The 23,447-nt window shown below is 73.6% G+C and carries 26 protein-coding genes; 15 read left to right on the top strand and 11 right to left on the bottom strand.

All coding sequences use genetic code 11. The features are described 5' to 3' along the window. Positions 1–4: 4 nt before the first annotated feature. A complete protein-coding gene (locus tag OG937_43405) occupies positions 5–952 on the bottom strand; it encodes a N(4)-(beta-N-acetylglucosaminyl)-L-asparaginase (protein WUD78084.1) in 948 nt (315 codons plus the stop codon). Between the two features lie 689 nt (positions 953–1,641). Between OG937_43405 and OG937_43400 the strand changes: the two genes are divergently transcribed. Next, positions 1,642–2,550, top strand: a complete 909-nt coding sequence (locus OG937_43400; GenBank protein ID WUD78083.1) for a DivIVA domain-containing protein — start codon at positions 1,642–1,644, stop codon at positions 2,548–2,550. A gap of 107 nt (positions 2,551–2,657) precedes the next feature. Here the strand turns inward: OG937_43400 and OG937_43395 are convergent, their stop codons facing one another. Next, complete coding sequence (locus tag OG937_43395; protein WUD78082.1) at positions 2,658–3,404, bottom strand: class I SAM-dependent methyltransferase; 747 nt, start codon at positions 3,402–3,404, stop codon at positions 2,658–2,660. Positions 3,405–3,549: 145 nt separating this feature from the next. On the opposite strand from OG937_43395, the gene glgA reads away from it, so the two are divergent. Both glgA and glgC read left to right on the top strand, forming a co-directional pair. Continuing rightward, positions 3,550–4,755, top strand: a complete 1,206-nt coding sequence (glgA, locus tag OG937_43390; protein WUD78081.1) for a glycogen synthase — start codon at positions 3,550–3,552, stop codon at positions 4,753–4,755. Positions 4,756–4,779: 24 nt separating this feature from the next. Further along, complete coding sequence (gene glgC / locus OG937_43385) at positions 4,780–5,997, top strand: glucose-1-phosphate adenylyltransferase (protein WUD78080.1); 1,218 nt, start codon at positions 4,780–4,782, stop codon at positions 5,995–5,997. Between the two features lie 30 nt (positions 5,998–6,027). On the opposite strand, the gene OG937_43380 is transcribed toward glgC, so the two are convergent. Continuing rightward, a complete protein-coding gene (locus OG937_43380; GenBank protein WUD78079.1) occupies positions 6,028–6,471 on the bottom strand; it encodes a hypothetical protein in 444 nt (147 codons plus the stop codon). Positions 6,472–6,764: 293 nt separating this feature from the next. Between OG937_43380 and OG937_43375 the strand changes: the two genes are divergently transcribed. Together OG937_43375 and OG937_43370 are read left to right on the top strand one after the other, a co-directional pair. Continuing rightward, positions 6,765–7,790: a permease gene (locus OG937_43375; protein WUD78078.1), complete on the top strand. Its 1,026-nt coding sequence runs from the start codon at positions 6,765–6,767 to the stop codon at positions 7,788–7,790. Beyond that, on the top strand, positions 7,787–8,533 hold the full coding sequence (locus OG937_43370) for a TIGR03943 family protein (GenBank protein ID WUD78077.1): 747 nt from the start codon (positions 7,787–7,789) through the stop codon (positions 8,531–8,533). Before OG937_43375 ends, OG937_43370 begins: the two co-directional genes overlap by 4 nt. 14 nt (positions 8,534–8,547) lie before the next feature. On the opposite strand, the gene OG937_43365 is transcribed toward OG937_43370, so the two are convergent. From OG937_43365 to OG937_43355, 3 genes are all read right to left on the bottom strand, one after another. Continuing rightward, complete coding sequence (locus OG937_43365; protein ID WUD78076.1) at positions 8,548–8,967, bottom strand: PPOX class F420-dependent oxidoreductase; 420 nt, start codon at positions 8,965–8,967, stop codon at positions 8,548–8,550. 198 nt (positions 8,968–9,165) lie between these two features. Beyond that, a complete protein-coding gene (locus tag OG937_43360; protein WUD78075.1) occupies positions 9,166–9,411 on the bottom strand; it encodes a hypothetical protein in 246 nt (81 codons plus the stop codon). Beyond that, the gene (locus tag OG937_43355) at positions 9,408–9,611 is read right to left on the bottom strand and encodes a hypothetical protein (protein WUD78074.1); all 204 of its coding nucleotides are present in this window, start codon (positions 9,609–9,611) and stop codon (positions 9,408–9,410) included. The genes OG937_43360 and OG937_43355 overlap by 4 nt, the downstream gene beginning before the upstream one ends. 154 nt (positions 9,612–9,765) lie before the next feature. Between OG937_43355 and OG937_43350 the strand changes: the two genes are divergently transcribed. Further along, positions 9,766–10,773, top strand: a complete 1,008-nt coding sequence (locus OG937_43350; GenBank protein ID WUD78073.1) for a zinc-binding alcohol dehydrogenase family protein — start codon at positions 9,766–9,768, stop codon at positions 10,771–10,773. 75 nt (positions 10,774–10,848) lie between these two features. Then, positions 10,849–11,142 (top strand): hypothetical protein, encoded by a 294-nt coding sequence (locus OG937_43345; protein ID WUD78072.1) that lies wholly within the window; start codon positions 10,849–10,851, stop codon positions 11,140–11,142. Between the two features lie 70 nt (positions 11,143–11,212). Here the strand turns inward: OG937_43345 and OG937_43340 are convergent, their stop codons facing one another. Next, entirely contained in the window at positions 11,213–11,674 is a 462-nt protein-coding gene (locus tag OG937_43340; protein WUD78071.1) for a group III truncated hemoglobin, read from the bottom strand. Then, positions 11,671–12,051, bottom strand: a complete 381-nt coding sequence (locus OG937_43335; protein ID WUD79065.1) for a hypothetical protein — start codon at positions 12,049–12,051, stop codon at positions 11,671–11,673. The genes OG937_43340 and OG937_43335 overlap by 4 nt, the downstream gene beginning before the upstream one ends. A gap of 229 nt (positions 12,052–12,280) precedes the next feature. On the opposite strand from OG937_43335, the gene OG937_43330 reads away from it, so the two are divergent. The 5 genes from OG937_43330 (at position 12,281) to OG937_43310 (ending at position 14,861) form a co-directional block, all read left to right on the top strand. Next, positions 12,281–12,595, top strand: a complete 315-nt coding sequence (locus tag OG937_43330) for a hypothetical protein (GenBank protein WUD78070.1) — start codon at positions 12,281–12,283, stop codon at positions 12,593–12,595. Further along, positions 12,571–12,954, top strand: a complete 384-nt coding sequence (locus tag OG937_43325) for a class I SAM-dependent methyltransferase (GenBank protein WUD78069.1) — start codon at positions 12,571–12,573, stop codon at positions 12,952–12,954. Before OG937_43330 ends, OG937_43325 begins: the two co-directional genes overlap by 25 nt. Before the next feature lie 309 nt (positions 12,955–13,263). Further along, entirely contained in the window at positions 13,264–13,689 is a 426-nt protein-coding gene (locus OG937_43320; GenBank protein ID WUD78068.1) for a hypothetical protein, read from the top strand. Positions 13,690–14,102: 413 nt separating this feature from the next. Further along, positions 14,103–14,450 (top strand): S26 family signal peptidase, encoded by a 348-nt coding sequence (locus OG937_43315; GenBank protein ID WUD78067.1) that lies wholly within the window; start codon positions 14,103–14,105, stop codon positions 14,448–14,450. A 147-nt stretch (positions 14,451–14,597) separates the two neighbouring features. Continuing rightward, positions 14,598–14,861, top strand: a complete 264-nt coding sequence (locus OG937_43310) for a helix-turn-helix transcriptional regulator (GenBank protein ID WUD78066.1) — start codon at positions 14,598–14,600, stop codon at positions 14,859–14,861. A gap of 90 nt (positions 14,862–14,951) precedes the next feature. Here the strand turns inward: OG937_43310 and OG937_43305 are convergent, their stop codons facing one another. Next, positions 14,952–16,799, bottom strand: a complete 1,848-nt coding sequence (locus tag OG937_43305; protein ID WUD78065.1) for a glycoside hydrolase family 15 protein — start codon at positions 16,797–16,799, stop codon at positions 14,952–14,954. An 89-nt stretch (positions 16,800–16,888) separates the two neighbouring features. After that, the gene (locus OG937_43300; GenBank protein WUD78064.1) at positions 16,889–17,488 is read right to left on the bottom strand and encodes a hypothetical protein; all 600 of its coding nucleotides are present in this window, start codon (positions 17,486–17,488) and stop codon (positions 16,889–16,891) included. A 167-nt stretch (positions 17,489–17,655) separates the two neighbouring features. Between OG937_43300 and OG937_43295 the strand changes: the two genes are divergently transcribed. Together OG937_43295 and OG937_43290 are read left to right on the top strand one after the other, a co-directional pair. Continuing rightward, the gene (locus OG937_43295) at positions 17,656–17,847 is read left to right on the top strand and encodes a hypothetical protein (GenBank protein WUD78063.1); all 192 of its coding nucleotides are present in this window, start codon (positions 17,656–17,658) and stop codon (positions 17,845–17,847) included. Positions 17,848–17,869: 22 nt separating this feature from the next. Beyond that, positions 17,870–19,699: a glycoside hydrolase family 15 protein gene (locus OG937_43290; protein WUD78062.1), complete on the top strand. Its 1,830-nt coding sequence runs from the start codon at positions 17,870–17,872 to the stop codon at positions 19,697–19,699. A gap of 409 nt (positions 19,700–20,108) precedes the next feature. Here OG937_43290 and OG937_43285 read toward each other — a convergent pair whose 3' ends face one another. Continuing rightward, complete coding sequence (locus tag OG937_43285; GenBank protein WUD78061.1) at positions 20,109–20,672, bottom strand: GNAT family N-acetyltransferase; 564 nt, start codon at positions 20,670–20,672, stop codon at positions 20,109–20,111. A gap of 187 nt (positions 20,673–20,859) precedes the next feature. Between OG937_43285 and OG937_43280 the strand changes: the two genes are divergently transcribed. Beyond that, complete coding sequence (locus tag OG937_43280) at positions 20,860–23,409, top strand: SpoIIE family protein phosphatase (GenBank protein WUD78060.1); 2,550 nt, start codon at positions 20,860–20,862, stop codon at positions 23,407–23,409. Positions 23,410–23,447 lie beyond the last annotated feature (38 nt).

The raw sequence follows: 23,447 nt of genomic DNA, 5'->3' as shown, positions 1-23,447 counted from the left end.
GCCCTCAGACCAGCGTGCGCGGGCGGAGCTCCGGCTCGGTGGAGGCGTCGGTCATCACGGCGTAGACGCTGCCCTCCTGCCCGGCCGCGCCACCGTGCCGCCCGTCCGGGGTGAGCGCCAGTGCCCGCAGCTCGGACCGGTACTCGTCGGGCAGGCCGGCCGCCTCCTCCAGGGCGACCCGGCACGCGTCGGCGGGCTCCTTGCCCAGCGCCAGCAGGTCGACCACCGTACGCGCCGTCCCTCCGCGCAGGCTCAGCTCGCCGCGGCCGGTGCACGCCGCCCCGCCACCGCGCAGGTCGCACCAGTTGCCCGCCCCCGGGACGGCGGAGTCCCCCACCCGTCCCGGGTACTTGAAGGGGTAGCCGGAGGTCGAGACGCCCACGCACATCTCGCCGTGCGCGTCCAGGGCGATGATGTTGATCGTCCCCCACGGCCCCTCGTGCGGCGCCATCCGCCGCACGAGCTCCAGCGCCGCCCGCCGGTAGCGGTGGTCACCGTCCACGGCCGGGGTGTTCTCCCCCTCCACCGCCTCGGCCGCGGTCAGCAGCTGCTCGCGCCACATGGCCCGGGACTCCTCGGTCAGCAGTTCGGCGCCCTCGAACCCGTTCTCCCGCGCGAACAGCGCCGCGCCCTCCCCCACCAGCAGGCAGTGCTGCGGCAGCCGCTCCATCACCGCGCGCGCCACCGATATGGGGTTGGGGAACCCGCGCAGCGCGCCGACCGCGCCGAACCTGCGGTCCGAGCCCGTCATCACCGACGCGTCCAGCTCGACCACGCCCTGCGCGTTGGGCAGCCCACCGGTGCCGACGTAGTGGTCGGTGAGGTTGTCCTCGCAGCGGCGCATCGCCGCCTCGACGGCGTCCAGCGCCGTCCCGCCGCGCCGCAGGGCGTCCATCCCGGCCGCCAGTCCGACCTCGCTGCGCTCGCTTCCGATGATGACGGGCTGCGTCATGGGATCCCCTTCGCTGGTGGGTCGGGCCGTGCGGGCGCCGGCGGGCCCCGGCACCCGCGACGAGCTGGTACGACGTCGTCGCGAGCCTAGTCCCGGGCTCGCGCGGGCCGGACAGGGGCCGGGTGCTGCCGCGGGGGCGCGCAGTTCGTCGCGGATCCGGCCCACGGAGGCATGCCGGCCGGTGCGGTCCTCGTCGGGCAGCCCGCCGGTGCCGTCCAGGAGGACAGGCCCCACCGCCGTACCGCCGCGTCGGCAGGTCGCCGGTCGCCGGTCGCCGCGACGGCGGAACGGCCCCCGGCCGCGGGCGGATCCGCGCAGCGCCTGGTACACCGTTCGGCCCATCCCGAGAGGGAACAACCACGCCCCTTCGCCCCCACCCGGCATCTCCATGCGCATCCCGTACCCAGGCCCCGGGGGCCCGTATTCACCCGTCCGGCCCTTTCGCCGAGCGCGGAGGGAAATCCACGCTGTCTGCGGACGCGGTGACAACGCGGATGATCACAGTTGCCACTGCGCCGCCCGTAGTTGCGCCATCCACGCCGTTCGCCCGGGTCCCACGATCGGCGCAGGTGACACCGCCCGCACCGCCCCCGCGCGGTTTTCCCGGGCTGCCCCGGCCCGGCCCGCCGCCCAAGCTGGAGTTGACGGATGCGGTCAGGACTTGTCGACGAAGACCTCGAGGTGAGCAGATGGCACAGACGCCGATTACCCCCGAGAACGTGCGCAGGATGCAGTTCACCACCGTCCGCCTCCGCGAGGCCTACGACGAGCGCGAGGTCGACGACTTCCTGGACGAGGTGCAGTCCGAGCTGACCCGGCTGCTGCGGCTCAACCAGGACCTGCGCGCCGCGCTCTCCTCCGTCGAGTCCGCCGCCAGGCAGCCGGAGGAGCCCGAACTCGAGGTGGCGTCGGCACCGGAACCGGCCCCCGAACCGGAGCCGGAACCCGAACCCCAGGCGGCGCCCGAACCCGTCCCCGTCCCCGTCCCCGCCGCCGAGGTGGCGGAGCCCACGCGGCTCGCCGAGCCCGCGGAAGCCGAGGAGGCCACGGAAGGGCAGTCCGGGTTCGCCGTCGACAGCACGGCCCGCCTGCTCGCCCTGGCCGAACGCACCGCCGAGCAGGCCGTCGCCGAGGCCCGCGCCGAGGCCCACAAGATCGTCGGCGAGGCCCTCGGGCAAGCCGAGAGCCTGCGCCGGGACGCCCGCGACCGGGCCCTGGCCCTCGAGCACGAGGCCCGCGAGAAGCACCGTCAGGCGATGACCACCCTGGCCTCCGCCCGCACGGCGCTACAGCGCAAGGTCGAGGACCTCCGCACCTTCGAGAACGCCTACCGCACCCGCCTGACCGCCCACATGCAGTCCCAGCTGCGCCGCCTCGACCGGGACCTCGCCCGTTCCCTCGCGCCGCCCCCCGCTCCCCCGACGGTCTCCCTCACCCGCGCCACCGCCAAGCGCGCCGCGGAAGCCCGGCCCGTCCCCCCGGCGCCCACCCCGGCCATGGCCACCGCCCCGGACCCGGCCGCCTCACCGGCTCCGGCCCCGGCCCCGGACACCGCCACCCTCACCACCGCGGGCTCCCTGAGCGGCGAGGAGGACTAGGAGGAGTTCCGGAACGCGATCGACGTCGAACCGGCAGTCAGGCATGTGCGCCCAGTCCACCATTCCGGCATTGAACCGTGCCGGGGCAGTGGGGGGAGGCGACCCGGTCACCCTTCGGCGGCGGGGAGCCGGTAGACGGAGACGTGGGAGCGTGACTCGGCGGTGAACTCGGCCCCGTGCCAGTCGGCGTGGCGGGACTCCAGCGTGAATCCGGCCAGCTGGGCCATGAGGTCGAGCTCCGAGGGCCAGATGTAACGGTGCGGGGAACGGAACAGCCGGGTCGGCTCGCCGTCGGCGAACCGGAAGTGGTGCGAGACGACCTGCTGCCCCAGGACGTCGTAGGTGTCCAGACCGATGTAGCCGGATTCGGAGTGGAAGACGACCGCCTGCTGGCCGGGTGGCAGCTTGCGCAGCTCGGGGACCCACAGTTCGATCACGAAGCGCCCGCCCGGCTCGAGATGGCGGGCGGCGTTGCGGAAGCACGCGACCTGTGCGGCCTGGGTGAGCAGGTTCGAGATGGTGTTGTAGACGAGGTACACGAGCCGGAAGGTGCCCGCGGCGCGGGCGGCGGTCATGTCGCCGGTGACGACCGGGATCGTCGCGTCGTCCGCCTTGGTGCGCAGTCGGTCGATCATCGGCTGTGACAGCTCGATGCCGCTGACGGGTACGCCTCGCCGCGCGAGCGGCACGGCCACGCGGCCGGTACCGACGGCGAACTCGAGCGCCCATCCACCGTCGGCGAGTCCGGCCAGGCGGTCCACGACCGGCCCCAGTACGTCCGGGGCGAACATGCCGGTGCCGGGGGTGTCGTAGTTCCGGGCGATCTCCTCGCCCCAGATCTCGTCCTGTCGCATGCGCCCGACGATCCACGAAGCGGGCGGCGAAGTCGAAGGAATTCCGCGCGGGGCATCACGCGGCGAAAGGCGGGGAAGACGGATCGAACACCGTTCTGCGGGGCATGGATGTCCCAACACGGCGACGGGACCCGGGGAGGCGCCCGTGAAGGTGGCACTGCTCACGCGGGAGTTCCCGCCGTACGTCTACGGCGGGGCGGGCGTCCACGTGGAGTTCCTGGCGCGCGAGCTACGGTCCCTGACGGACCTTCAGGTCCATTGCTGGGCCGGGGCGGACGGCGCGGACGCGACGCGCGGCACGGACGACGCGGACGGCCCCGGCGTCAGCCGGCATGCCGCCGCCGCGGAGCTCGGGGGCGCGAACGAGGCGTTGCGCAGCCTGTCGGTCGACCTTTCGATGGCCGCCGCGCTGGCCGGCCAGGACCTGGTGCACTCGCACACCTGGTACGCCAACCTCGCCGGCCACCTGGCCAAACTGCTGTACGGCGTCCCGCACGTGATGACCGCCCACTCCCTCGAACCGCTGCGCCCCTGGAAGGCCGAGCAGCTCGGCGGCGGCTACGCCCTCTCCAGCTGGGCGGAGCGGACGGCGGTCGAGGCCGCCGACGGCGTCATCGCCGTCTCGCACGGGATGCGCGCGGACATCCTGCGGAGCTACCCGGCGCTCGACCCGGCGCGTGTGCACGTGGTCCACAACGGCATCGACACACGCCTGTACCGGCCGGACGAGTCCACGGGGGCGCTGACCGCGCACGGCGTCGACCCGGGCCGCCCGTACGCGCTGTTCGTCGGCCGGATCACACGGCAGAAGGGGGTCCCGCACCTGCTGCGGGCCGCCCGGCGGATCGATCCGGACCTGCAGATCGTGCTGTGCGCCGGGGCACCCGACACCCCGGCCATCGACCGCGAGTTCCGCGAACTGGTGGAGGAACTGCGGGCCGTACGCGGCGGGGTGATCTGGATCCCGCAGATGCTGCCGCGCCCCGAGGTGGTGCAACTGCTCACGCACGCCGCGGTGTTCGTGTGCCCGTCGGTCTACGAACCGCTGGGCATCGTGAACCTGGAGGCGATGGCGTGCGGCACCCCGGTGGTCGCCTCGGCGGTGGGCGGGATCCCCGAGGTGGTGGAGGACGGGGTGACCGGGCTCCTGGTGCCGTACGAGGAGAAGGACCCGGAGGCCTTCGAGGCGGGGCTGGCCGCTGCGGTCGGCGCGCTGGCCGGCGATCCCGCGGCGGCGGCGCGGATGGGGGCGGCGGGACGCGAGCGGGCGGTGGCGGAGTTCGGCTGGGACGCGGTGGCCCGCCGCACCATGAGCCTGTACGAGGAGATCTGCACGTCACAAGGGCGGTAGCGGCAGGCGGCAAAGGGGGCAGGGATGCGCGGCGGACCTTCGGTGCTGGGAATCGTGCTCGCGGGCGGCGAGGGCAAGCGGCTGATGCCGCTGACCGCCGACCGCGCCAAACCGGCGGTGCCGTTCGGCGGCGCCTACCGGCTGGTGGACTTCGTCCTGTCCAACCTCGTCAACGGCGACATCATGCGCATCTGCGTGCTGACGCAGTACAAGTCGCACTCCCTGGACCGGCACATCACCACCACCTGGCGGATGTCGAACCTGCTGGGCAACTACGTCACCCCCGTCCCGGCGCAGCAGCGGCTGGGCCCGCGGTGGTTCCTCGGCAGCGCGGACGCCATCTACCAGTCGCTGAACCTGGTGTACGACGAGCAGCCCGACTACATCGTCGTGTTCGGCGCCGACCACGTGTACCGCATGGACCCCCGGCAGATGCTGCGCCAGCACATCGAGGCGGGCGCGGGCGCCACGGTCGCCGGCATCCGCATCCCTCGTGACCAGGCCTCCTCGTTCGGGATCATCACCCCGGGACCGGGTGGGGTGCGGGTGGAGCGGTTCCTGGAGAAGCCCGCCGATCCGCCGGGCCTGCCCGGTGACCCCGACCGGGTGTACGCCTCGATGGGCAACTACGTGTTCACCACCAAGGTGCTGCTGGACGCGCTGGCCCAGGACGCCGAGGACGACTCCTCCGTGCACGACATGGGCGGCAGCATCATCCCGCTGCTGACCGCCAAGGGGCAGGTGCAGGTCTACGACTTCGACGACAACCACGTGCCCGGCGAGACCGCCCGCGACCACGGCTACTGGCGGGACGTGGGCACGCTGGACGCCTACTACGACTCCCACCAGGACCTGATCTCGGTCCACCCGGTCTTCAACCTCTACAACGACCAGTGGCCGCTGTACACGCACTCGCTGCGGCTGCCCCCGGCGAAGTTCGTGGCCGGCGGGATCGCGGGCGAGTCGATGGTCAGCCCGGGCTGCATCATCTCCGGGCAGGTCACGCAGTCCGTGCTGTCGCCGGGGGTCGTGGTGGAGGAGGGCGCGGTGGTGCAGGGGTCGGTGCTGCACGACAACGTCCGCATCGGGCGCGGCGCGGTCGTGCGCCGCGCCATCCTCGACAAGAACGTCGTCGTGCCCGCCGGCGCCACCGTGGGCGTCAACCCGGAGCGTGACCGCGAGCTCTACCACGCCTCCGCCAACGGCGTCATCGCGCTGGGCAAGGGGCAGCGCGTGCTTTGACGGGGCGGCCGGGCCGGGCGCGGGCCGGAGTCACACCGGGGTACGGCCCGGCACCGGCGTCCCTTGCAGCGGGGTGCCCGGGTGGAGTTGCCCGGTGACGAGGGTGACGGCGGCCGCGGCGCCGGCCAGCAGCCCCAGGGCGGCCACCAGGAAGCGATGGTCCTGTTCGAGCAGGTCCTCGTACTCCGCTCGGGGCACCTCGACGACCTCGTGACCCGGCCTGTCGGTCCGCACGGCGTGGTAGCGGCCGTCTGCCGCCTCGCCTGCCCGCAGCGAGCCCTGGACGAGGACCGTCGCCACGATGAGCGCGATCCCCGCGGCGAAGACCGCGGCCAGGGCCACCTGGACGGTCCCCGGCAGGCAGCGCAGGGCGAGCCACTGCAGCGCGCGGTTGCCCCGGGCGTCCACCCCGCGCGCGGTCAGGGCGAGCGCCCGTACGGCCGCACCGAGCAGCAGCGAGCAACGCGAGGGCACCGCCCAGCACCGGGCCGCCGTCGCCCGGCCATGACGATCCGGGCAGGAAGGTGAGCAGCCCCGCCACTTGGCAGAACGCCCCCAGGGCCAGCGCCGCGCCCGCGTGCACGATGAAACTCGCCTTCACGGCGGTCGCCGCCCCTCCCCCGTTGCCGCTGCTTTCGCCGCCATCGTAGGACTGCTCGCACCAAGGCTGCGCAAAGTCCTGGCGGGGCATGAGACGGCATGACGGGCCACGGCGTATGGAGGGTGCAGTTCTTCACGTCCCCCTGCCCGCCGGAGGTAGCACGCCCGTGACCGTCACCAAGGATGCCCCGGCGCCGGCCGGGACCGCACGGCAGGACGCCGGGCGGCCGGATCCGGAACAGGGGTGGCGGGTCAGTTCGCCGCTGGTGCTGACGTTGCTGCTGCTCGTCGCCCTGATGCTGCAGGGACCGGTCCGCGGGGCGTTGTCCGCGCCGGTGATGCAGAGCTGGATGACCGTGTTCGTGGCGGTGGTGGTGCAGGCACTGCCGTTCCTGGTGCTGGGCGTCGTGCTCTCGGCGGTGCTCGCGGTGTGCGTCCCGCCGTCGTTCTTCGCGCGGGCGCTGCCGCGCCGGACCGCGGTGGCGGTGCCGGTGGCGGGCGTGGCGGGGGCGGTCCTGCCGGGTTGCGAGTGCGCGTCGGTGCCGGTCGCGGGGGCGATGGTGCGGCGGGGGGTGGCTCCGGCGGCGGCGCTGACGTTCCTGCTGTCCGCGCCGGCGATCAACCCGGTGGTGCTGACCGCCACGGCCGTGGCCTTCCCGAACGAACCGCGCATGGTGGTCGCCCGGTTCGTCGCGAGCCTGTTGGTGGCCTGCGCCATGGGCTGGCTGTGGCAGCGTCTGGGGCACGCCGACCGGTTGCGCCCCGCGGCGCACCCGTCGGCCGAGGGGCAGGGCAAGGGCGCGGCGTTCTGGGGTTCGGTGCGGCACGACGTGATGCACGCCGGCGGGTTCCTGGTGGTCGGGGCGATGGCGGCGGCCACGCTCAAGTCCTTCGTGCCCGAGGACGTCCTGCGGCTGGCGTCGGGCAACCCGGTGGTGTCCGTGCTCGCACTTGCGGTGCTCGCGGTGGTGCTGTCGATCTGTTCGGAGGCCGACGCGTTCGTGGCCGCGTCCTTGTCGCAGTTCTCCCTCACCGCCCGGCTGGTGTTCCTCGTCGTGGGGCCGATGATCGACCTGAAGCTCTTCGCGCTGCAGGCGGGCGCGTTCGGACGCGCGTTCGCGGTGCGGTTCGCGCCCGCCACCTTCGCCGTGGCCGTCGTGGTGGCGTCCCTGACCGGGGCGGTGCTGCTGTGAACCGGGAGGCACAGGCCGCCGTGCTGCTCCTGACCGGGGTGGCGATGCTCCACGCCGGGCTCAGCGACCTCTACCTGCGCTACGTCAAGGCCGGTCTGCAGCCGCTGCTGCTGGCGGCCGGCGCCGTGCTGGTCGTCGCCGCCCTGGCGACCGTCTGGTACGAACTGCGCCGCCCCCGCCGCGCGCGCCGCACCGAGCCGGGCTCGGACGAGGGGCACGCGCACGACGCGGGGCATGCGCACCCGCACCGCGAGCCGAAGGTCGCGTGGCTGCTGGTGCTGCCGCTCGTCGCGCTCGTCCTGGTCGCCCCGCCCGCCCTGGGCTCCTACTCCGCCGCCCGGACCGGCACGTCCGTCCCGCGCCCCTTCGGATTTCCCGCCCTGCCCGCGGGGGACCCGCTGCGGATGGAGACCGCCGACTACGCCGGCCGTGCGGTCTACGACCACGGGCGGTCCCTGAGTGGCCGTCAGGTCACCCTCACCGGTTTCGTCAGCATCGGCCGCGACGGCACCCCGTACCTGACCCGCATGGTGCTGAACTGCTGCGCGGCCGACGCCCGCCCGGTCAAGATCGGCCTGACCGGGCAGGTGCCGCCCGTCCTGCGGCCGGACTCCTGGCTGGACGTCACCGGGACCTACACCGCGCACCGGGCGAAGGACCCGGTCAACGACGGTCCCATCCCGTTCCTGGACGTGAGCCGGGCCCGGCCGGTGCGGGCGCCGGCGGAGCCGTACGAAGGCTGACGCACCGGCCCCGGTCAGCCCGGCTGGCTGCTGTCCTTCAGCGTGCCCCAGCCGTGCCAGCGCTCGATCTCGATCAGGCCGCTCACGCGCTCGCGGTCCCGCTGCGGATAGGCGCGGCCCAGGTACTGCTGGGCCAGCCGGTCGATGTCGGCGAGGCCGCTGTCCTCGCGCAGTTCGGCGACGCGCCCGACCAGGGTGACGTGGGTGTACCAGTTCCCGTCGTCCAGGACCGTGAGGGTGACCCGGGGGTCGTTGCGCATGTGCTCCAGACGCTTGCGGCCACCGTCCATGTTGACCAGGACCCGGCCGTCGTCCCAGAGGTACCAGGTGGCCGTGGACACCGGCTGGCCGTCGGCCCTCAGCGTCGTGATCACGGCCGGGTTGGGCTTCTTCAGCATCTCGATCGCGGCCGGGGGAAGCGGGGGCTTGGACACGGGAACTCCTTCTCGGTGATCTTCGGCGCTGCGCCCTCACCGTGCCACATCGCGCCCGGCCGGACGGCGGCCCGGACCCGGCGCGCCCCGCGGTGTCCGTCGAAGGGGCGCGCCCCGGGCGCGTCAGCAGAACCAGCGGTCCTGGACCCAGCCGTGGCGGTTGATGTCGCCGTAGGCGAACCCGTGGGCCCAGTCGCCCTACTTGCTCTCGACGGTGAAGGTCCGGCCCTTGTAGAGGGTGCCCGTCCAGGCGCCCGGCGGGGCGGTGCGGACGTACAGGTCCTGGGCACGGACGGTCTCGCGCCGGCCGGTCGTCCCGTCGGCGGCCCGGGCGAACTGGCGGAGCTCATGGGGGAGTTCAACTGGTGCTCGTCGACTGGTGCGCGCTGCGCCGCGAGGAGCCGCCGTAGCCGGTGGCCTGCCGTTTCGCGGCGGGGGGCTCACGTCCACACGCCGGGGCCGGCCCCGCGCCATTCGACGAGGTCCGGGTCGGCCAGGTCGATGGCGTCGGGATCGAGGCCGGCGCGCCGCAGGAACTCCTGGAAGTCGCGGAGGTGGTACGCGATCCCCAGGATCTCGCCGTCCACGCGGACGCGCCGGCCGCCGCCCATCGATGGCGGCATCACGATGACGCGACGCTGCATGCCGTAAGGATGACCCGTCCGGCCCTGCCCCGCATCCCGGCCGCCGGGCCGGGCCCCGGGAACGGCACCCGGATGGTCCGGCCGCCGCTGCCGGGGACGGACGGGCGTGACAGGCTGGCCGGAACCCGTCAGCGCACCGAGGGAGCCTGCGGCCATGACCGAACGGACGATGCGGGCCGTCGCCTCCTACCGGGGCCTGCCCGTGGAGGACCCCGACAGCCTCGTGGACGTCGAGGTACCGGTGCCGGAACCCGAGCCCCGTGACGTACTGGTGCGGGTGCGGGCGGTGTCGGTCAATCCCGTCGACATCAAGGTCCGCGGCGGGCTGCCCGCCTCCGACCGGCCCCGCATCCTCGGCTTCGACGCCGCGGGCGTGGTCGAGGCGGTGGGTGAGGGGGTGACCACCCTTCAGGTGGGGGACGAGGTCTGGTACGCCGGGGACCTCACCCGCGCCGGCAGCAACGCCGAGTTCCAGGTCGTCGACGAGCGCCTCGTGGCCCGCATGCCGCGCAGCCTCGGCTTCGCGGAGGCCGCCGCCCTGCCCCTGACCGGCATCACCGCCTGGGAGACCCTGTTCGACCGGTTCACCCTCGACGCCAGGTCCACCGGCACCCTGCTGGCGCTGGGCGGCGCCGGCGGTGTGGGCTCGATCCTCATCCAGCTGGCGAAACAACTGACCGACCTGCGGGTGCTGGCCTCGGCCGGCCGGCCCGAGACGGCGCAGTGGGTCACCGGGCTCGGGGCCGACGCCGTGGTCGACCACCACGACCTCGCCGCGACCGCCGCCGCGGCGGCCCCGGAGGGCGTCGACTACCTGCTCTCCCCGCACTCCGCCGGCAACATCGGGACCTACGCCCGGATCATGCGGCCGGGCGGGCACATCACGGCGATCGACGAGCCCGAGGGGCTGGACCTGCTGCCGCTGAAGGCCAAGAGCATCGCGTGGCACTGGGAGTTGATGTTCACCCGGCCGATGTTCCGGACCCCCGACATGATCGAGCACAAGAACCTGCTGCAGAAGATCGCGGCCCTGGTGGACGACGGCCGCATCCGCAGCACCGTCACCACGACCATCGAGGACTTCTCGGCCGCCGGGCTGCGCCGCGCCCACGAGATGGTGGAATCCGGCCGGAGCATCGGCAAGGTCGTCGTCACCCGCTGACAGCTCCCCGGCGGCGGACGCGGTACTTCTCCGGCGCCGCCGCCACGGCAGCTCTCGGAACCTTAGGCTCTGACCGTGATCAATCTCCAGGTCCGCAGCGAGAGCGGCACGATCGAGGCTCGCGCCAAGCATGGGGTCTCCTGGGGGCCGGAGCTGGCCGGTCTCGACCAGTCGGCGTTTCCCATGCTGGGACACCTGTTGCCCTACGCGGACACGGTTTTCAACAGCCGCCAGGTGGCCACCCTGCTGGACGAGGTACCGCGGCTGCCGCCGGGCGTGGTCACCGATGCGTTCGCGCGTGAGCTCGTGGACCTTGGCCGGAGGGTCCTCGACGGACAGCACCTGTACCTGTGGTTCCTCGGCGACTGAGACGACAAGTCCCCGGCCGGCGACAGCCTGATGCGGGGGGCACCCGCCGCCGGGTCGGCCGACGCGGTGCCTAGAGCGCTTCGCCGCCGTCGTGGCGGCGGATGGTGACGTACTCGCTCGCGTCGCGGCCGGCCAGCCGGCGCTGGAGGGATCCGGCGACGCGGCCGGCCTGCCGCTTGGCGAGTTCGGCCTTCTCACCGTGGAAGAGCCCGTCCACCGTCAGGGTCCACAGCGCCAGCCAGCGGGCGAAGTGCGCGGGGCTCAGCGGGGCCATGCGGTGCAGGGCCAGATGCGGGGCCAGCGCGTTGCGCCGGTACCGGCCGGCCGCGAACAGCACCGACTCCCAGAAGTCACACATGACCGGCAGATGCGCGTCCAGGTCCATCCGGGCCACCTCGGTGAAGACCGGCCCGATCAGGGGATCGGCGAAGGCCCGGCGGTAGAAGGCGGTCACCAGCCGTTCCACGTCCGCACGGTCCGCGAGGTCACGACCCGTCCCGCCCTCCACGGCGACGGGCCCGGGCGCGCTCACAGCCGCTCCAGGACGAGCGCCACGCCGCATCCTGCCAGGCACAGTGCCTTGACCACCTCGAGCGCGACGTACCGCAGGTGCGCGCGGCTGCGCGGGCCGGTCTCCCCGGCGAGGACGGCGGCCGTGCGGCGGTTCAACGCGGGCCGGACCACGAGCAGTTGTGCCAGGAGCACGGCAACGGCCCCCGCGCCCAGGCCCAGCGCCACCGGCCCCGGCACCTCCCACGCCACCGCCACGGCGGCGATCGCCGCGAGCACGGCCTCGACGCGGTTCAGCGCACGGAAGACGATCCGTCCGATGCCCAGGCCCAGGGGCACGGTGATCCCCTCGGCGCGGAACTTGAGGGGCGCTTCCAGGAACGAGATCCCGAGCACCATCCCCAGCCACACGAAGACCGCGGCCACCTGCGCCAGGACGGCGCCGGCGTTCACCGGGCCCTCCGCTCGGGGTGGCGCCGGGCGGTGCGCACGGGATGCCGTCGGATGCGGTGAAGGTCCATGTCCTCACCCTAGCCTAAATTTGCATTTCAGATGCACATTTGAGTCGGCCGTCACAATCTCCTCAACCCGCTTGGGGAACAGGCGGATCGGCGCCGAGAATGGTCCGATGACCTCGCCCGATCTGCTGCCCGACCACCGGCTCGAGCGCACCGCCGTCGTCGCCAACAACACCATGAACCGCGAGCGGGGTCTGACCGGCGCCAACAGCTACGCCCGCGAGCTCGGCTTCGACCCGGTCGGCCACCTGCTGGCGCGCACCCCCGAGCCGCGCTGGCTCGACCTGTGCAGCGGGGAAGGGCTGGCCCTGCGGGAGGCCGCAGGCCGCCTGCCGGCGACGGCGCGGCTGACCGGCGTCGACCTGGTGGGACCCTGGCACCGGCGCCCCTGCCGCCCGCCGTGGAGCTGGTCACGGCATCGGTGACGGACTGGGAGCCCACCGCCCCGTACGACCTGATCACCTGCGTGCACGGCCTCCACTACGTCGGCGACCGGCTCGCGACTCTCCCCCGCGCCGCAGGCTGGCTCCGGCCCGGCGGTCTGCTGACCGCGCACCTCGACCCCGCCTCGATCCGCTGGGCGGACGGCGGCCCCGCCGGACGGTTCGTCCTGGCCGCCCTGCGGGCCGAGGGGTTCGCCTACAGCGCGCGCCACCACCGCCTCGCGCTCACCGGGCCACGCACCGTCCGCCTCCCCCTGCACTACGTCGGCGCCGACCCGGACGCGGGACCCAACTACACCGGCCAGCCCGCCGTCGCCGCCCACTACCGGCGCGCCGGCTGAGCCACGGGCTGCCCGCGCCCCGAGCGGCGACGTTCCTGTCAAGTCCCGAAATCCAGCGACATGACACGTGAGCGGCGGCACGGCTTACTGGACACATCAGCACTTCTCCGGCTCACGGAAGAGAACACGTCGTCGGCGACGACAACGCCACCAACGCCGGCTGACGACTCCCCGGCCCGCCAGGGCCTGCCGGAGGCACGGGCCGCAACGGCCCGCCGCGGACGGGGGCGGAGGTCCTCACGCCCTCCTCGGACCTCCGCCCTTCCGCGACACCCCTCCCCGCACTCCTCCCGGAAAGAAGCACCTGCCATGTCCAGGCACACACTGCAGCGGCCCGTCGCCCTGGTGATGGCCGCCCTGGCGGTCGCCGCCGGCACCACGGGTGCCGCACACCTGACCCACACCTCCGCCGACCGCCCCGCCCCGTGCTCACGGGAAGGGATTCCCGGGGGCGACAAGGGCGCGGCGGGTCCGGGCGGCCTGCCCGGCCTGCCCGTAGCGGCGGCCGCGTCCGGATGCGCCGTGCCCGGCGCCCTGCCGGACAAGCCCGAGGACCAGCTGTCCGTCGTCGACAAGACCCGGATCGTGGTGCTCATGGCCACCGGCGAGGCCCGCGGTTCCGAGGTGGCGGCACAGTACAGGGTCTCCGAGGACCAGGTCGCGACCTGGAAGGCGCAGCTGCTCATGGGCGACTGGTTCGGGCTCCTGCTCCCCGACGCCCGCCCCACCCTCTGACCGCCCCACCTCGCACGGCGGGGACCCGGTGGGGCCTCCGCGAAGCCCTGGGGCCGGCCGCCACGCCGGGCCGTGAAGGACTCGCCCGCGGGTCCTTCCTTCCGGTCGCGTCCATGGCCGCTCCCCGCGCGCCGGCCGAGGCGTTCCGTCCGGGCCGGTACGGCGGCGCCCAAGCCCGCCGCGTGCGGCGAGGACGGCTTCACGCCCGACGGGCCCCGACGGTGCGGGCGCCCGACGTCAGCCCGGCCCGAAGGCGCCCATGCCGCGCCCCCTCCCCCAACACGGCGCGGTTCACCCGGCAGGTGAACCGCGCCCTCTTGCATGCCGCCGCCGGATCATCGACCGACCGCACGTCATCCAAGGCGCGGAAATATCCGGTTGGCCAACGGAGCGGTGTGCGTCACCATCGCCCCATGGGAGCACTGGACGCGGTGGCGGGCAGGTTGGCCGGCGGGGCGAGCGTCGAGTTCCGGCCCAGCGGCTATTCGATGGTCCCCTTGATACGCAGCCGCGGGCTGGTGACCGTCGCCCCGGCCGACCCGTCGAAGCTCGAGGTCGGCGACATCGTGCTCGCCCGTGTCGCGGGCACGGTGTACCTGCACCTGGTGTCCGCGGTGGACCCGGCCAGGAAGCGGGTGCAGATCAGCAACAACCGGGGCCATGTCAACGGCTGGACCGGATACGGCCGGGTCCACGGGATCTGCACGGCGGTCGACGGCGTCCCCCGCCCTCGCACGGCGGGCAAGGTCCTCGCCTCGTGACACGCCTGTGACAGTCGGCGGACGGGGTCATGACGTCGCAGCGCGAAGGTGGTCCATAGAGGGCAAAACGCCTTAATCGGACATCGACCTCCTGCTTCCGAGGGCGTGAGCAGGGACCGCAGCCGCCGAACCGCCGAAGGACACCCCATGAGCTCCGCACCCGCCACGCCCCAGGCCGACCCCAGCCCCGACACAGACACCGCTGAGACCAGCGGCGACGTCCCCGAACTCGCCCCCCGCGAACGCGAGACCCTCCGCCACATCGCCGCGGGCCGCACCTACCTCCAGACCGCCCGCCACATGGGACTGTCCAAGCACACCGTCGACGCCTACCTCCGCCGCATCCGCGCCAAGCTCGGCATCTACAGCACCGCCGAACTCACCCGCACCGCCATCGCCCTCGGACTGTGACCCCTTCCGCACGGAAGGTGACCGCACCCGGGCGGCGGGCGCGGTGCCGCCGCGGCGACACCGACCCCGCGACCACGCCGGCACCACGGATCACGACGTCGCACCCGCCTCCTCGTGCGCGGCACGCCGCGCACGCGCCAGGTTCACGCCGCTGGCGATGATCCCGATGTGGCTGAACGCCTGCGGGTGGTTGCCCGCGAACTCCCCCGTCGTGGGGTCGATCTGCTCCGACATCAGCCCGAGCGGGCTCGCCCGGCCGCACAGCGAGGCGTACAGCTCCTCGGCCTCCTCGATCCTGCCCTGGCCGGTCAGGTTGTCGACGAGCCAGAAGCTGCACAGGACGAAGGCCCCCTCGTCACCGGGGAGGCCGTCCGGCGACTCGTCGTGGAGGTAGCGGTGGAGCAGTCCGCCGCCGGCCGAGAGACGGTCGGCGATCGCCGCGGCGGTGGCGACCACGCGCGGATGGCCGACGGGGACGACCTGCCGCAGCGGGAGCGCGAGCAGGCTGGCGTCGAGTCCACCGCCGCCGTCCAGGTACCGGCCGAGGGTCCGCGCGTCCTCGTCCCAGGAGCGCTCGAGGATCAGCCGGCGCAGTTCGTCCGCGGAGGCCCGCCACGCGGCGGTCCGCCCGGGCAGGCCGAGCCGCTCGCCGATCGATGCCGCCCGGTCGAGGGCCACCTGGCACATCCCCGCGGAGTAGGTGAACACCCGGCCTTCGCTGCGCACCTCCCAGATGCCCTGGTCGGGTTCCCGCCAGGCCCGGTCGGCGGTCTCCGCGAGCCGGCACAGGCCGCTCCGCAGGGCGGGCCCGAGGGCGCCGCCGGCGAGCAGCCACTGGTCCGCGCAGTCCAGCACCTCGCCGTAGACGTCGTGCTGACGCTGGTCGGCGGCTCCGTTGCCCCACCGTACGGGGGCCGAGCGCCGGTAGCCCTCCAGCCCGGGGTCCTCGACCTCGCCGGGCACCGGGCAGCCGTCGACGTCGTACATGATGCGGGGCCGCCGGCTGTGCTCGAACGCGTCCAGGACCCAGCCGAGGAACGCGTCCGCCTCGCCGCGGAAGCCGATGCGGCGCATGGCGAACACGGTGAAGGCGGCGTCGCGGATCCAGGTGTAGCGGTAGTCCCAGTTGCGGATCCCGCCGACCGGCGCGGGAAGGGAGGACGTGGGCGCCGCGACCAGGGAGCCGTTCGCCCAGTCGTCGCACAGCTTCAGAGTGATCGCGGACCGGCGGACCAGGGGTTCCTCGGGGCCGTCGTAGGCGAAGTCGGTCATCCAGCGCCGCCAGGCGTCGGCGGTGCCGGCCACCATCGCCTCGGCGTCGAACCGGTGGTGCCGGTGGAAGCGGCCCCAGGACAGCACCAGGTCGAGGCGCTCGCCCTGCCGCAGGTCATGGGCGCTGTGCAGGGACTCCAGCGGACGGCTGGAGCGCAGGTGCAGCCGCAGGTCCGGCCGGCGCGGCACGCGGACCTCCAGTCCGCTGAACAGCGCCTGGGCCTGCGCACCGCCGCGCGGTTCGACGTCGACGCGCAGGCGCACGCGGCCGTCGAGGACGACGGCCGAGCGGACGAGTTCGCCGCGGTCGGCGGGGGCGTCGTCGGTCAGGTCGGCGCCGGAGCGCAGCACCAGCGCGTCGGTGACGCGCACCGTGCCGGTGGGGCAGCGCAGTTCGGTGACGAGGACGCCGGTGTCGGGCCCGTAGCGCTGGCGGGCCTCCCGCAGTTCCTCCGGCGCCACGGTGAAGTGCCCGCCGCGGGCGGGGTCGAGCAGGCCGCAGAAAAGGGGTGCGGCGTCGAACCGGGGCAGGCACAGCCACGGGAGGGAGCCGTCGAGGCCGACGAGGGCCGCCGTCCTGCCGTCACCGATGAGGCCGAAGTCCTCGAGCGGCAGGTAGCCGTCGTGCCTGCGCACCTGCCGGAACGGCGGATCCAGTTCGAGCATGCCGCCTCGCTTCCACGCGACTTCGACCGACCCGGATTGCCGCGGGCCGCCAAGCCGGCTGCGCGAAAGGGGGGTTGGGTTCGCCGGGGTCAGGAGTCGTCGGCGTGGAGGTTCTTGACCTTGATCCAGTCACGGCTGCGGCGACCCGGAAGGTACGTGCTGGTCAACCGCTTCGCCACCACACCGTCATACCCCTCCTGACGGATGTAGTGCAACGCCTCACTCGCCATCGCCGGCCAGTACGGCGGCACCACCACATGCGGCCCCGACACCCCCAGATCATCCAGCAACGCCCGCCGCGCCGTGTACGGCGAATGCAACACCGGCTCCCCCAAGTGCAGGATGTCGTACACCACCAACTGCGCCGGCATCGCCTCCGCCGCCTCCGCCACCGCCGCCGGATGCCGCAGACTCATCCGCCGCTGCAACCGCTCCACCGACACCCCACCATGCTTCCCCAACGCCACGATCTCCCCGTCCAGCACCCCCACCAGACCCGGCGGCAACAACCCCGGCAACCCCCGCAACTCCGGATACCCCGCCGTCACGTCCTGCCCGATCCCCGACACCAACCGCACCTGGCCGTCCCCCGGCAGGTACACCAGCACCCGGGCACCGTTGAACAACGGCTCGAAACCGTACTCCGCCTCCGCCCCCGACCCCGGCAACGGCCCCGCCACCGCCAGCATCGGCGACCACCCGGGCAACTCCGCCCGAGCCACAGAATCCGCAGGAACGCGCGTACTCATATACACCAGCATCCCCCCACACCCCCCGACCGGCGAATTCAGACACCACGGACCCCCGCACACCCGCGTACCCGGTCGCCCGTCGCCGGCCGCGGCACACTGGAGGCATGGACGCAGACGGCGGGGCCGGTCCGGCCAGGGGCCGCGTGACGGCCGGTCCCGCGGGCGCCTGTGCCTGGACCTCCGCCCGGATGTCGTGGCAGGCCGGGGACGTCGGGAGGGCCCCGGCCGAACTCGCGGCGCGGGGCGCGGCGTTCGAGCCGCGCACGGCGTACGGCAACGGCCGGCCGGTCCGCTGAGCCACCGTCCGTGGGAGCCGCCATGAGTTCGACCGCGATCGCAGACTACGCACTGATCTCCGACCGGCACTCCGCCGCGCTGGTGAGCCGGGACGGCTCCGTCGACTGGTTGTGCTTCCCCCGGTTCGACAGCCCCTCGGTCTTCGCGCGGCTGCTGGACGGCGCGGCCGGTCACTGGTCGGTCCGGCCGTCGGTCCCGTACGAGGCGACGCGGACCTACGTGGACCGGTCCATGGTGCTGGAGACCACCTTCCGCACCGCCTCGGGAACGGTCACGCTCACGGACGCCCTGCTGACCGGCCCGGACGGCGACGAGCACAGCCTCGGGGCCGGCGCACCGCACCTGCTGGCCCGCAGGCTGACCTGTGCCGAGGGCGAGGTGCCGGTGGAGACGACGTACCGCCCGCGACCGGAGTACGGGCTCGTCGCGCCGATCCTGTCGGGGACCGCGGGCGGGGTCACGTCCCGGGGAGGGGCCGAGTGGCTGGTGCTGACCACTCCGTACCGCATGGACTTCGCGGACGCCACGGCCAACGGCGCCTTCACCCTGCGGGCCGGCGAGTCCGTCTGCTTCGGCCTGCACCGTTCGACGCTCGAGGAGCCCCCGGCCCATGTCTGGACGCAGGAGGAGCTGTCCGGCCGCCTGGACTCCACCATCGCGGCATGGCAGTCGTGGTCGGACATGCACCAGGCCTACGACGGGCCCTGGCGCGACCTGGTGCACCACAGCGGCCGGGTGCTGCAGGCGCTGTCGTTCCAGCCCAGCGGCGCCATCATCGCCGCCGCGACCACCTCGCTGCCGGAGGGCGTGGGCGGCGAACGCAACTGGGACTACCGCTACACCTGGGTCAGGGACGCCTGCCTGACCATGGAGGCCCTGTGGGTGGCGGCCTGCCCCGACGAGGCGCACGACTTCTTCGCCTTCCTGGCGACCGCCGCGCCGTCGCTGAGCGAGGACCGGACACTGCAGATCATGTTCGGCGTGGGCGGCGAGCACGACCTGAGCGAGCGCACCCTCCCCCACCTGCGAGGATGGCGGAACAGCCGGCCGGTGCGGGTGGGCAACGGAGCGTGGTGCCAGCAGCAGATCGACGTCTACGGCGAGCTCCTCGAGGCCGCGTACCGCCTCTCGGACCAGTTGCACCGGATCGACGACGACACCCGGCGTTTCCTCGTCGCGTGCGCGGACGCCGCGGCGGAGCGCTGGACCGAGAAGGACCAGGGAATCTGGGAGGTCCGTGGCGAGCCCCGCCACTTCCTGTACTCCAAGGTCATGTGCTGGGCGGCACTGGACCGGGCGGTGCGGCTCGCCGAACGCCTGGGCGCGCGCCGGGACAAGGTGGCGGACTGGCGGAGGACCCGGGAGGAGATCCACCGGACCGTGCTGCGGGAGGGCTGGAACGAGGAGGCGGGCGCCTTCACGCAGTACTTCGGCTCGACCGCCCTCGACGCGTCGAACCTGATGATGCCGATCGTCGGTTTCCTGCCCGCCGGCGACCCGCGGATCCGCGCCACCATCGACGCGACGGAGCGGAGGCTCACCGACGCCGCGGGGCTGGTCTACCGGTACCGCACCGCGGAGGGGGTGGACGGCCTCGCCGGCGAGGAGGGCACCTTCCTGCTGTGCACCTTCTGGCTGGCCCAGGCGCTGGCCCTGTCGGGCCAGGCCGAACGCGCCAGCGACGTCTTCGCCCGGGCGGCGGCGTACGTCAACGACGTGGGCCTCCTGGCGGAGGAGATCGACCCGGCCACCGGTGAACTGCTCGGCAACTTCCCCCAGGCGTTCAGCCACATCGGCCTGGTCAACGCCGCCTGGGCGATCAGTGAGGCCCGGCAGCCCATCGCCGCATGACGATCCGTCAGGAGGCTTCTTCCGTGGTGGAATCGCCCGGGGGCGGAGGCATGACACACGAAGCGGGCCCGGGGCCGTTCATCGAGGGCCACTCCGGGGCCCCGGGCCGCTGACCACATCAGACACCCGTCGAGGGGTTCCTGCGAGCCGGACTGACCCACCCGGGCTCAACCGGCCACGGCCACACGCGGTGTGACGGGGTGTCCGGAGCCAATCGGCACCCCGGGGTCCTTTGGCACGATCGGCGCCGGCCGGGAAGGGGGGCCAGGCCGGCGCCGGATCGAAGCGGGGCCGTTCTCCTGCTCGGCGGCACTCCGTGGGGGCGGACCGCTCCGCGTCCCCGTGGAGTCCTGTGGCAGGTCTCCCGCGCCTGGTCCAACCGTGAACCGGAAGCGGTCATTCCCCGTCGTCATTCCCCGTCGCGTCCGGTGCCCGGGTGACGCGTCTCCCAGTCGGTGGCGAGCAGACCGAACAGCAGGTCGTCGGTCCACTCCCCCTTGATCCAGGTGTGGGCCGGGCGACGGCCCTCCGGCCGGAACCCGACACGCTCCAGCAGACGCGCCGAGGCGGTGTTCCGCGCGTCGCACTCGGCGGAGACGCGGTGCAGGCCGCTCACGGTGAAGAGCCGGTCCAGCAGCGCGGTGACGGCCTCGGCGGCGTAGCCGTGGCCCTGGTGCGCGCGGGCGAGGGTGAAACCGAGGTCGGCCTGCATCCGGTTGTCGTGCAGGCACACGCCGATGTCGCCGATCAGCTCGCCGGTGGCGGCGAGCTCCACCGCGTACTGGAACCAGCCGGGCTCCTCCGGATCCCCCGCGGCGAACCGCGCGACGAGGTCCGCGGCCGCCTGAGGGGACACCGGCTCGCTCCAGCCCTGGTAGCGGGCGACGGCGGGGTCGGACCGGTAGGCGGCCAGGGCCGGCGCGTCAGCGGGGCCGAATCGGCGTACGCGCAGCCGGGAGGTCTCCGGGAACATGCCCGCGATGCTCTCATGCCGGGGCACCCCTGCCGATGCCCTCCCAGGGCCTCGCCCGGCGCCCGCCCCGCCCGTTGCGTTGGTGCTCACCCGTCACAGGCACGATGCTGGTCAGTGGATGCCCTGGCCGAGCCCGGTTCCCCCGCCCCCGCGGGGGAAAGAACCTAGCGAGGGCGAGATGACTGCCATGGAGCCACTTCCCAGCGCCGCCGGTGGACAGCCGGAATCCCTGGGCACCGACGGCGGCACCGCCTACACCGCGTCCGCCACGCTCGACGACCACGGGATCGTCACCGGCTGGAGCGCCCAGGCCCACCATCTGCTCGGCCACACGCCCGCCGAGATCATCGGTCATCCCGCCACGCTGTTGCTCGCCGAACCCCCGCCGCACGCGCCGCCCCCTTCCACGCCGCGCTGGGCCGGGACCCTCGCGCTCCGCCACCGGGACGGACACACCCTGCGCCTGCGCCTGCTCGCCCACCACCGCGAGACCTCCGGCCGGCCACCGGACGACACCGGGCCCGGGCACAACGGCGACGGGCACGACAGGAGCGGCTGGCTCGTCGTCGCGGCGGTCCCCGGGACCCCCGGCGACCCGCCGGCGCACGACGCGGTGTGCGGCTGGGCGTTCACCCAGTCCCCCTGCCCGCAGGCCGTCTTCGACACCGGGCTGCGGCTGACGCGGGCCAACGCCGCCTTCGAGGACACCCTGGGTCTGCGCGAAGCCGAGATGCGCGGCCTACGGCTGGCCGACCTCGCCCCCGGTGACACGGCCCGGCAGACGGAGGCCCACATGCGGAGCGTCCTGACCAGCGGACGCCCGCAGCACGCCCCGGCCCCCTTCACCGCGGAAGGCTCCACCGCCGCCGGAGACGACGGCGGCCCGGGCACCGCGCCGGGGGACACCGACCGGGCGCGGGACGGGACCGGCGCGGGTGACGGCGCCGACGGGGAACACGCCCTGCACGCGACCCTCACCCCGCTCGCCGACCCCGCGGGGACGGTGCGCGGGGTGGTGCTCACCACCCACCCGGCCGCTGAGGACCCCGAGGTGCGGCGCCGTTCGAACCTCCTGCACGACGCCGCGACCCGCATCGGCACGACCCTGGACACCACCCGCACCGCCCAGGAGCTCACCGACCTCGTGGTGCCAGAGCTCGCCGACTACGCCGCCGTCGACCTGATCGAGCCCTCCACCGGCGCCCGGGCCGCCGGGTCGGACGGTCCGGTGACGGTGACCCGCACCGCCGCCAGGTCCATCCTGCCCGGCACCCCCGAGGCCCTCATCGCCCTCGGCGACACCGCGACCTACCCCCCGGGGTCCCCTCCCGCGCAGACGCTGGCCACCGGCAAGGCCGCGCTGTACGACATCACCGAGGCCACCCTCGCCCGCTGGGCGGCCCAGGACCCCCGGGCCGCGTGGATCCGCGAGGCGGGCACCCACTCGGTCATCGCGATCCCCCTCACGGCCGGCGGCGGCACCCTCGGGCTGGCCGTCTTCAGCCGCCACCGCAACCCGGTCCCCTTCACCGCCGACGACCTCGCCCTCACCGAGAAGCTCGCCCATCAGGCCGCCACCGCGATCCACAACGCCCGCCGCTACGCCCGGGAGCGCACGACGACGATGACGCTGCAGCGCAGCCTGCTGCCGCACACCCTGCCCGAGCAGGACGCCCTGGACATCGCCACGCGCTACCTGCCCGCGACGACGCACGCCGGGGTGGGCGGCGACTGGTTCGACGTGATCCCCCTGTCCGGCGCCCGTGTCGCCCTCGTGGTCGGCGACGTCGTCGGGCACGGCATCCGCGCGTCGGCCACGATGGGGCGGCTGCGCACCGCGGTGCGCACCCTCGCCGACGTGGACCTGCCACCGGACGAGCTCCTCACCCACCTCGACGACCTGGTGATCCACCTCTGCTCCGACGACGCCGGGGAGGACCAGGACGCGGAGACCGCGGGCGGGATCGGCACCACGTGCCTGTACGCGGTGTACGACCCGATCACGCGCCAGTGCAACCTCGCCCGCGCGGGGCACCCTCCGCCCGCCGTGGTGACCCCCGACCACGCCGTCCACTTCCTGGACGTCCCCGCCGGCCCCCCGCTGGGCCTGGGCGGCCTCCCGTTCGAGACGATGACCACGAACCTCCCCGAGGGCACGGTCCTCGCCCTCTACACCAACGGGCTGCTGGACCCGCACCACAACGACATCGACCAGTCCCTGGACAAGATGTTCACAGCCCTCGCGCACCCGGCCTCGTCGCTGGACACGGTCTGCGACCGGGTCCTGACCACCCTCATCACGCACCGCCCGACCGACGACATCGCCCTCCTGGTCGCCCGGACCCGCACGCTGCCCTCCGACCACATCGCCACCTGGCAGCTGCCCAACGACCCCGCCACCGTCGCGCACGCCCGCCACCACACCACGTCGCAGCTGACGACGTGGGGCCTGGAGGAGACCTCGTTCACCACCGAACTGCTCGTCAGCGAGCTGGTCACCAACGCCATCCGCTACGGCAAGCCGCCCATCCAGCTGCGCCTGATCCACAACAACACGGCGCTCATCACCGAGGTCACGGACACGAGCAACACCACCCCGCACCTGCGCCGTGCCCGCACGTACGACGAGGGCGGGCGGGGTCTGCTCCTCGTGGCGCAGCTCGCCCAGCAGTGGGGCACCCGTCACCATCCGCGCGGCAAGACGATCTGGACCGAACAGGTCCTGACGCCCGCCTGACGACCACAGCCGCACATACCCCCACCCCGTATTCCCGT

Origin of the sequence: Streptomyces sp. NBC_00510 (assembly GCA_036013505.1) — a bacterium.
Classification (GTDB): Bacteria; Actinomycetota; Actinomycetes; order Streptomycetales; family Streptomycetaceae; genus Actinacidiphila.
Note: the sequence above shows the minus strand (reverse complement) of the source record. Positions and strands in the feature narration are given on the sequence as shown.

What these genes read in the sequence shown, in the direction of transcription:
- OG937_43405 (WUD78084.1), bottom strand. Translation starts at nt 952, where the DNA reads ATGACGCAGCCCGTCATCATCGGAAGCGAGCGCAGCGAGGTCGGACTG.
- OG937_43400 (WUD78083.1), top strand. Translation starts at nt 1,642, where the DNA reads ATGGCACAGACGCCGATTACCCCCGAGAACGTGCGCAGGATGCAGTTC.
- OG937_43395 (WUD78082.1), bottom strand. Translation starts at nt 3,404, where the DNA reads ATGCGACAGGACGAGATCTGGGGCGAGGAGATCGCCCGGAACTACGAC.
- glgC (WUD78080.1), top strand. Translation starts at nt 4,780, where the DNA reads ATGCGCGGCGGACCTTCGGTGCTGGGAATCGTGCTCGCGGGCGGCGAG.
- OG937_43355 (WUD78074.1), bottom strand. Translation starts at nt 9,611, where the DNA reads ATGCAGCGTCGCGTCATCGTGATGCCGCCATCGATGGGCGGCGGCCGG.
- OG937_43350 (WUD78073.1), top strand. Translation starts at nt 9,766, where the DNA reads ATGACCGAACGGACGATGCGGGCCGTCGCCTCCTACCGGGGCCTGCCC.
- OG937_43335 (WUD79065.1), bottom strand. Translation starts at nt 12,051, where the DNA reads ATGGTGCTCGGGATCTCGTTCCTGGAAGCGCCCCTCAAGTTCCGCGCC.
- OG937_43330 (WUD78070.1), top strand. Translation starts at nt 12,281, where the DNA reads ATGACCTCGCCCGATCTGCTGCCCGACCACCGGCTCGAGCGCACCGCC.
- OG937_43320 (WUD78068.1), top strand. Translation starts at nt 13,264, where the DNA reads ATGTCCAGGCACACACTGCAGCGGCCCGTCGCCCTGGTGATGGCCGCC.
- OG937_43315 (WUD78067.1), top strand. Translation starts at nt 14,103, where the DNA reads ATGGGAGCACTGGACGCGGTGGCGGGCAGGTTGGCCGGCGGGGCGAGC.
- OG937_43310 (WUD78066.1), top strand. Translation starts at nt 14,598, where the DNA reads ATGAGCTCCGCACCCGCCACGCCCCAGGCCGACCCCAGCCCCGACACA.
- OG937_43305 (WUD78065.1), bottom strand. Translation starts at nt 16,799, where the DNA reads ATGCTCGAACTGGATCCGCCGTTCCGGCAGGTGCGCAGGCACGACGGC.
- OG937_43300 (WUD78064.1), bottom strand. Translation starts at nt 17,488, where the DNA reads ATGCTGGCGGTGGCGGGGCCGTTGCCGGGGTCGGGGGCGGAGGCGGAG.
- OG937_43295 (WUD78063.1), top strand. Translation starts at nt 17,656, where the DNA reads ATGGACGCAGACGGCGGGGCCGGTCCGGCCAGGGGCCGCGTGACGGCC.
- OG937_43290 (WUD78062.1), top strand. Translation starts at nt 17,870, where the DNA reads ATGAGTTCGACCGCGATCGCAGACTACGCACTGATCTCCGACCGGCAC.
- OG937_43285 (WUD78061.1), bottom strand. Translation starts at nt 20,672, where the DNA reads ATGTTCCCGGAGACCTCCCGGCTGCGCGTACGCCGATTCGGCCCCGCT.
- OG937_43280 (WUD78060.1), top strand. Translation starts at nt 20,860, where the DNA reads ATGGAGCCACTTCCCAGCGCCGCCGGTGGACAGCCGGAATCCCTGGGC.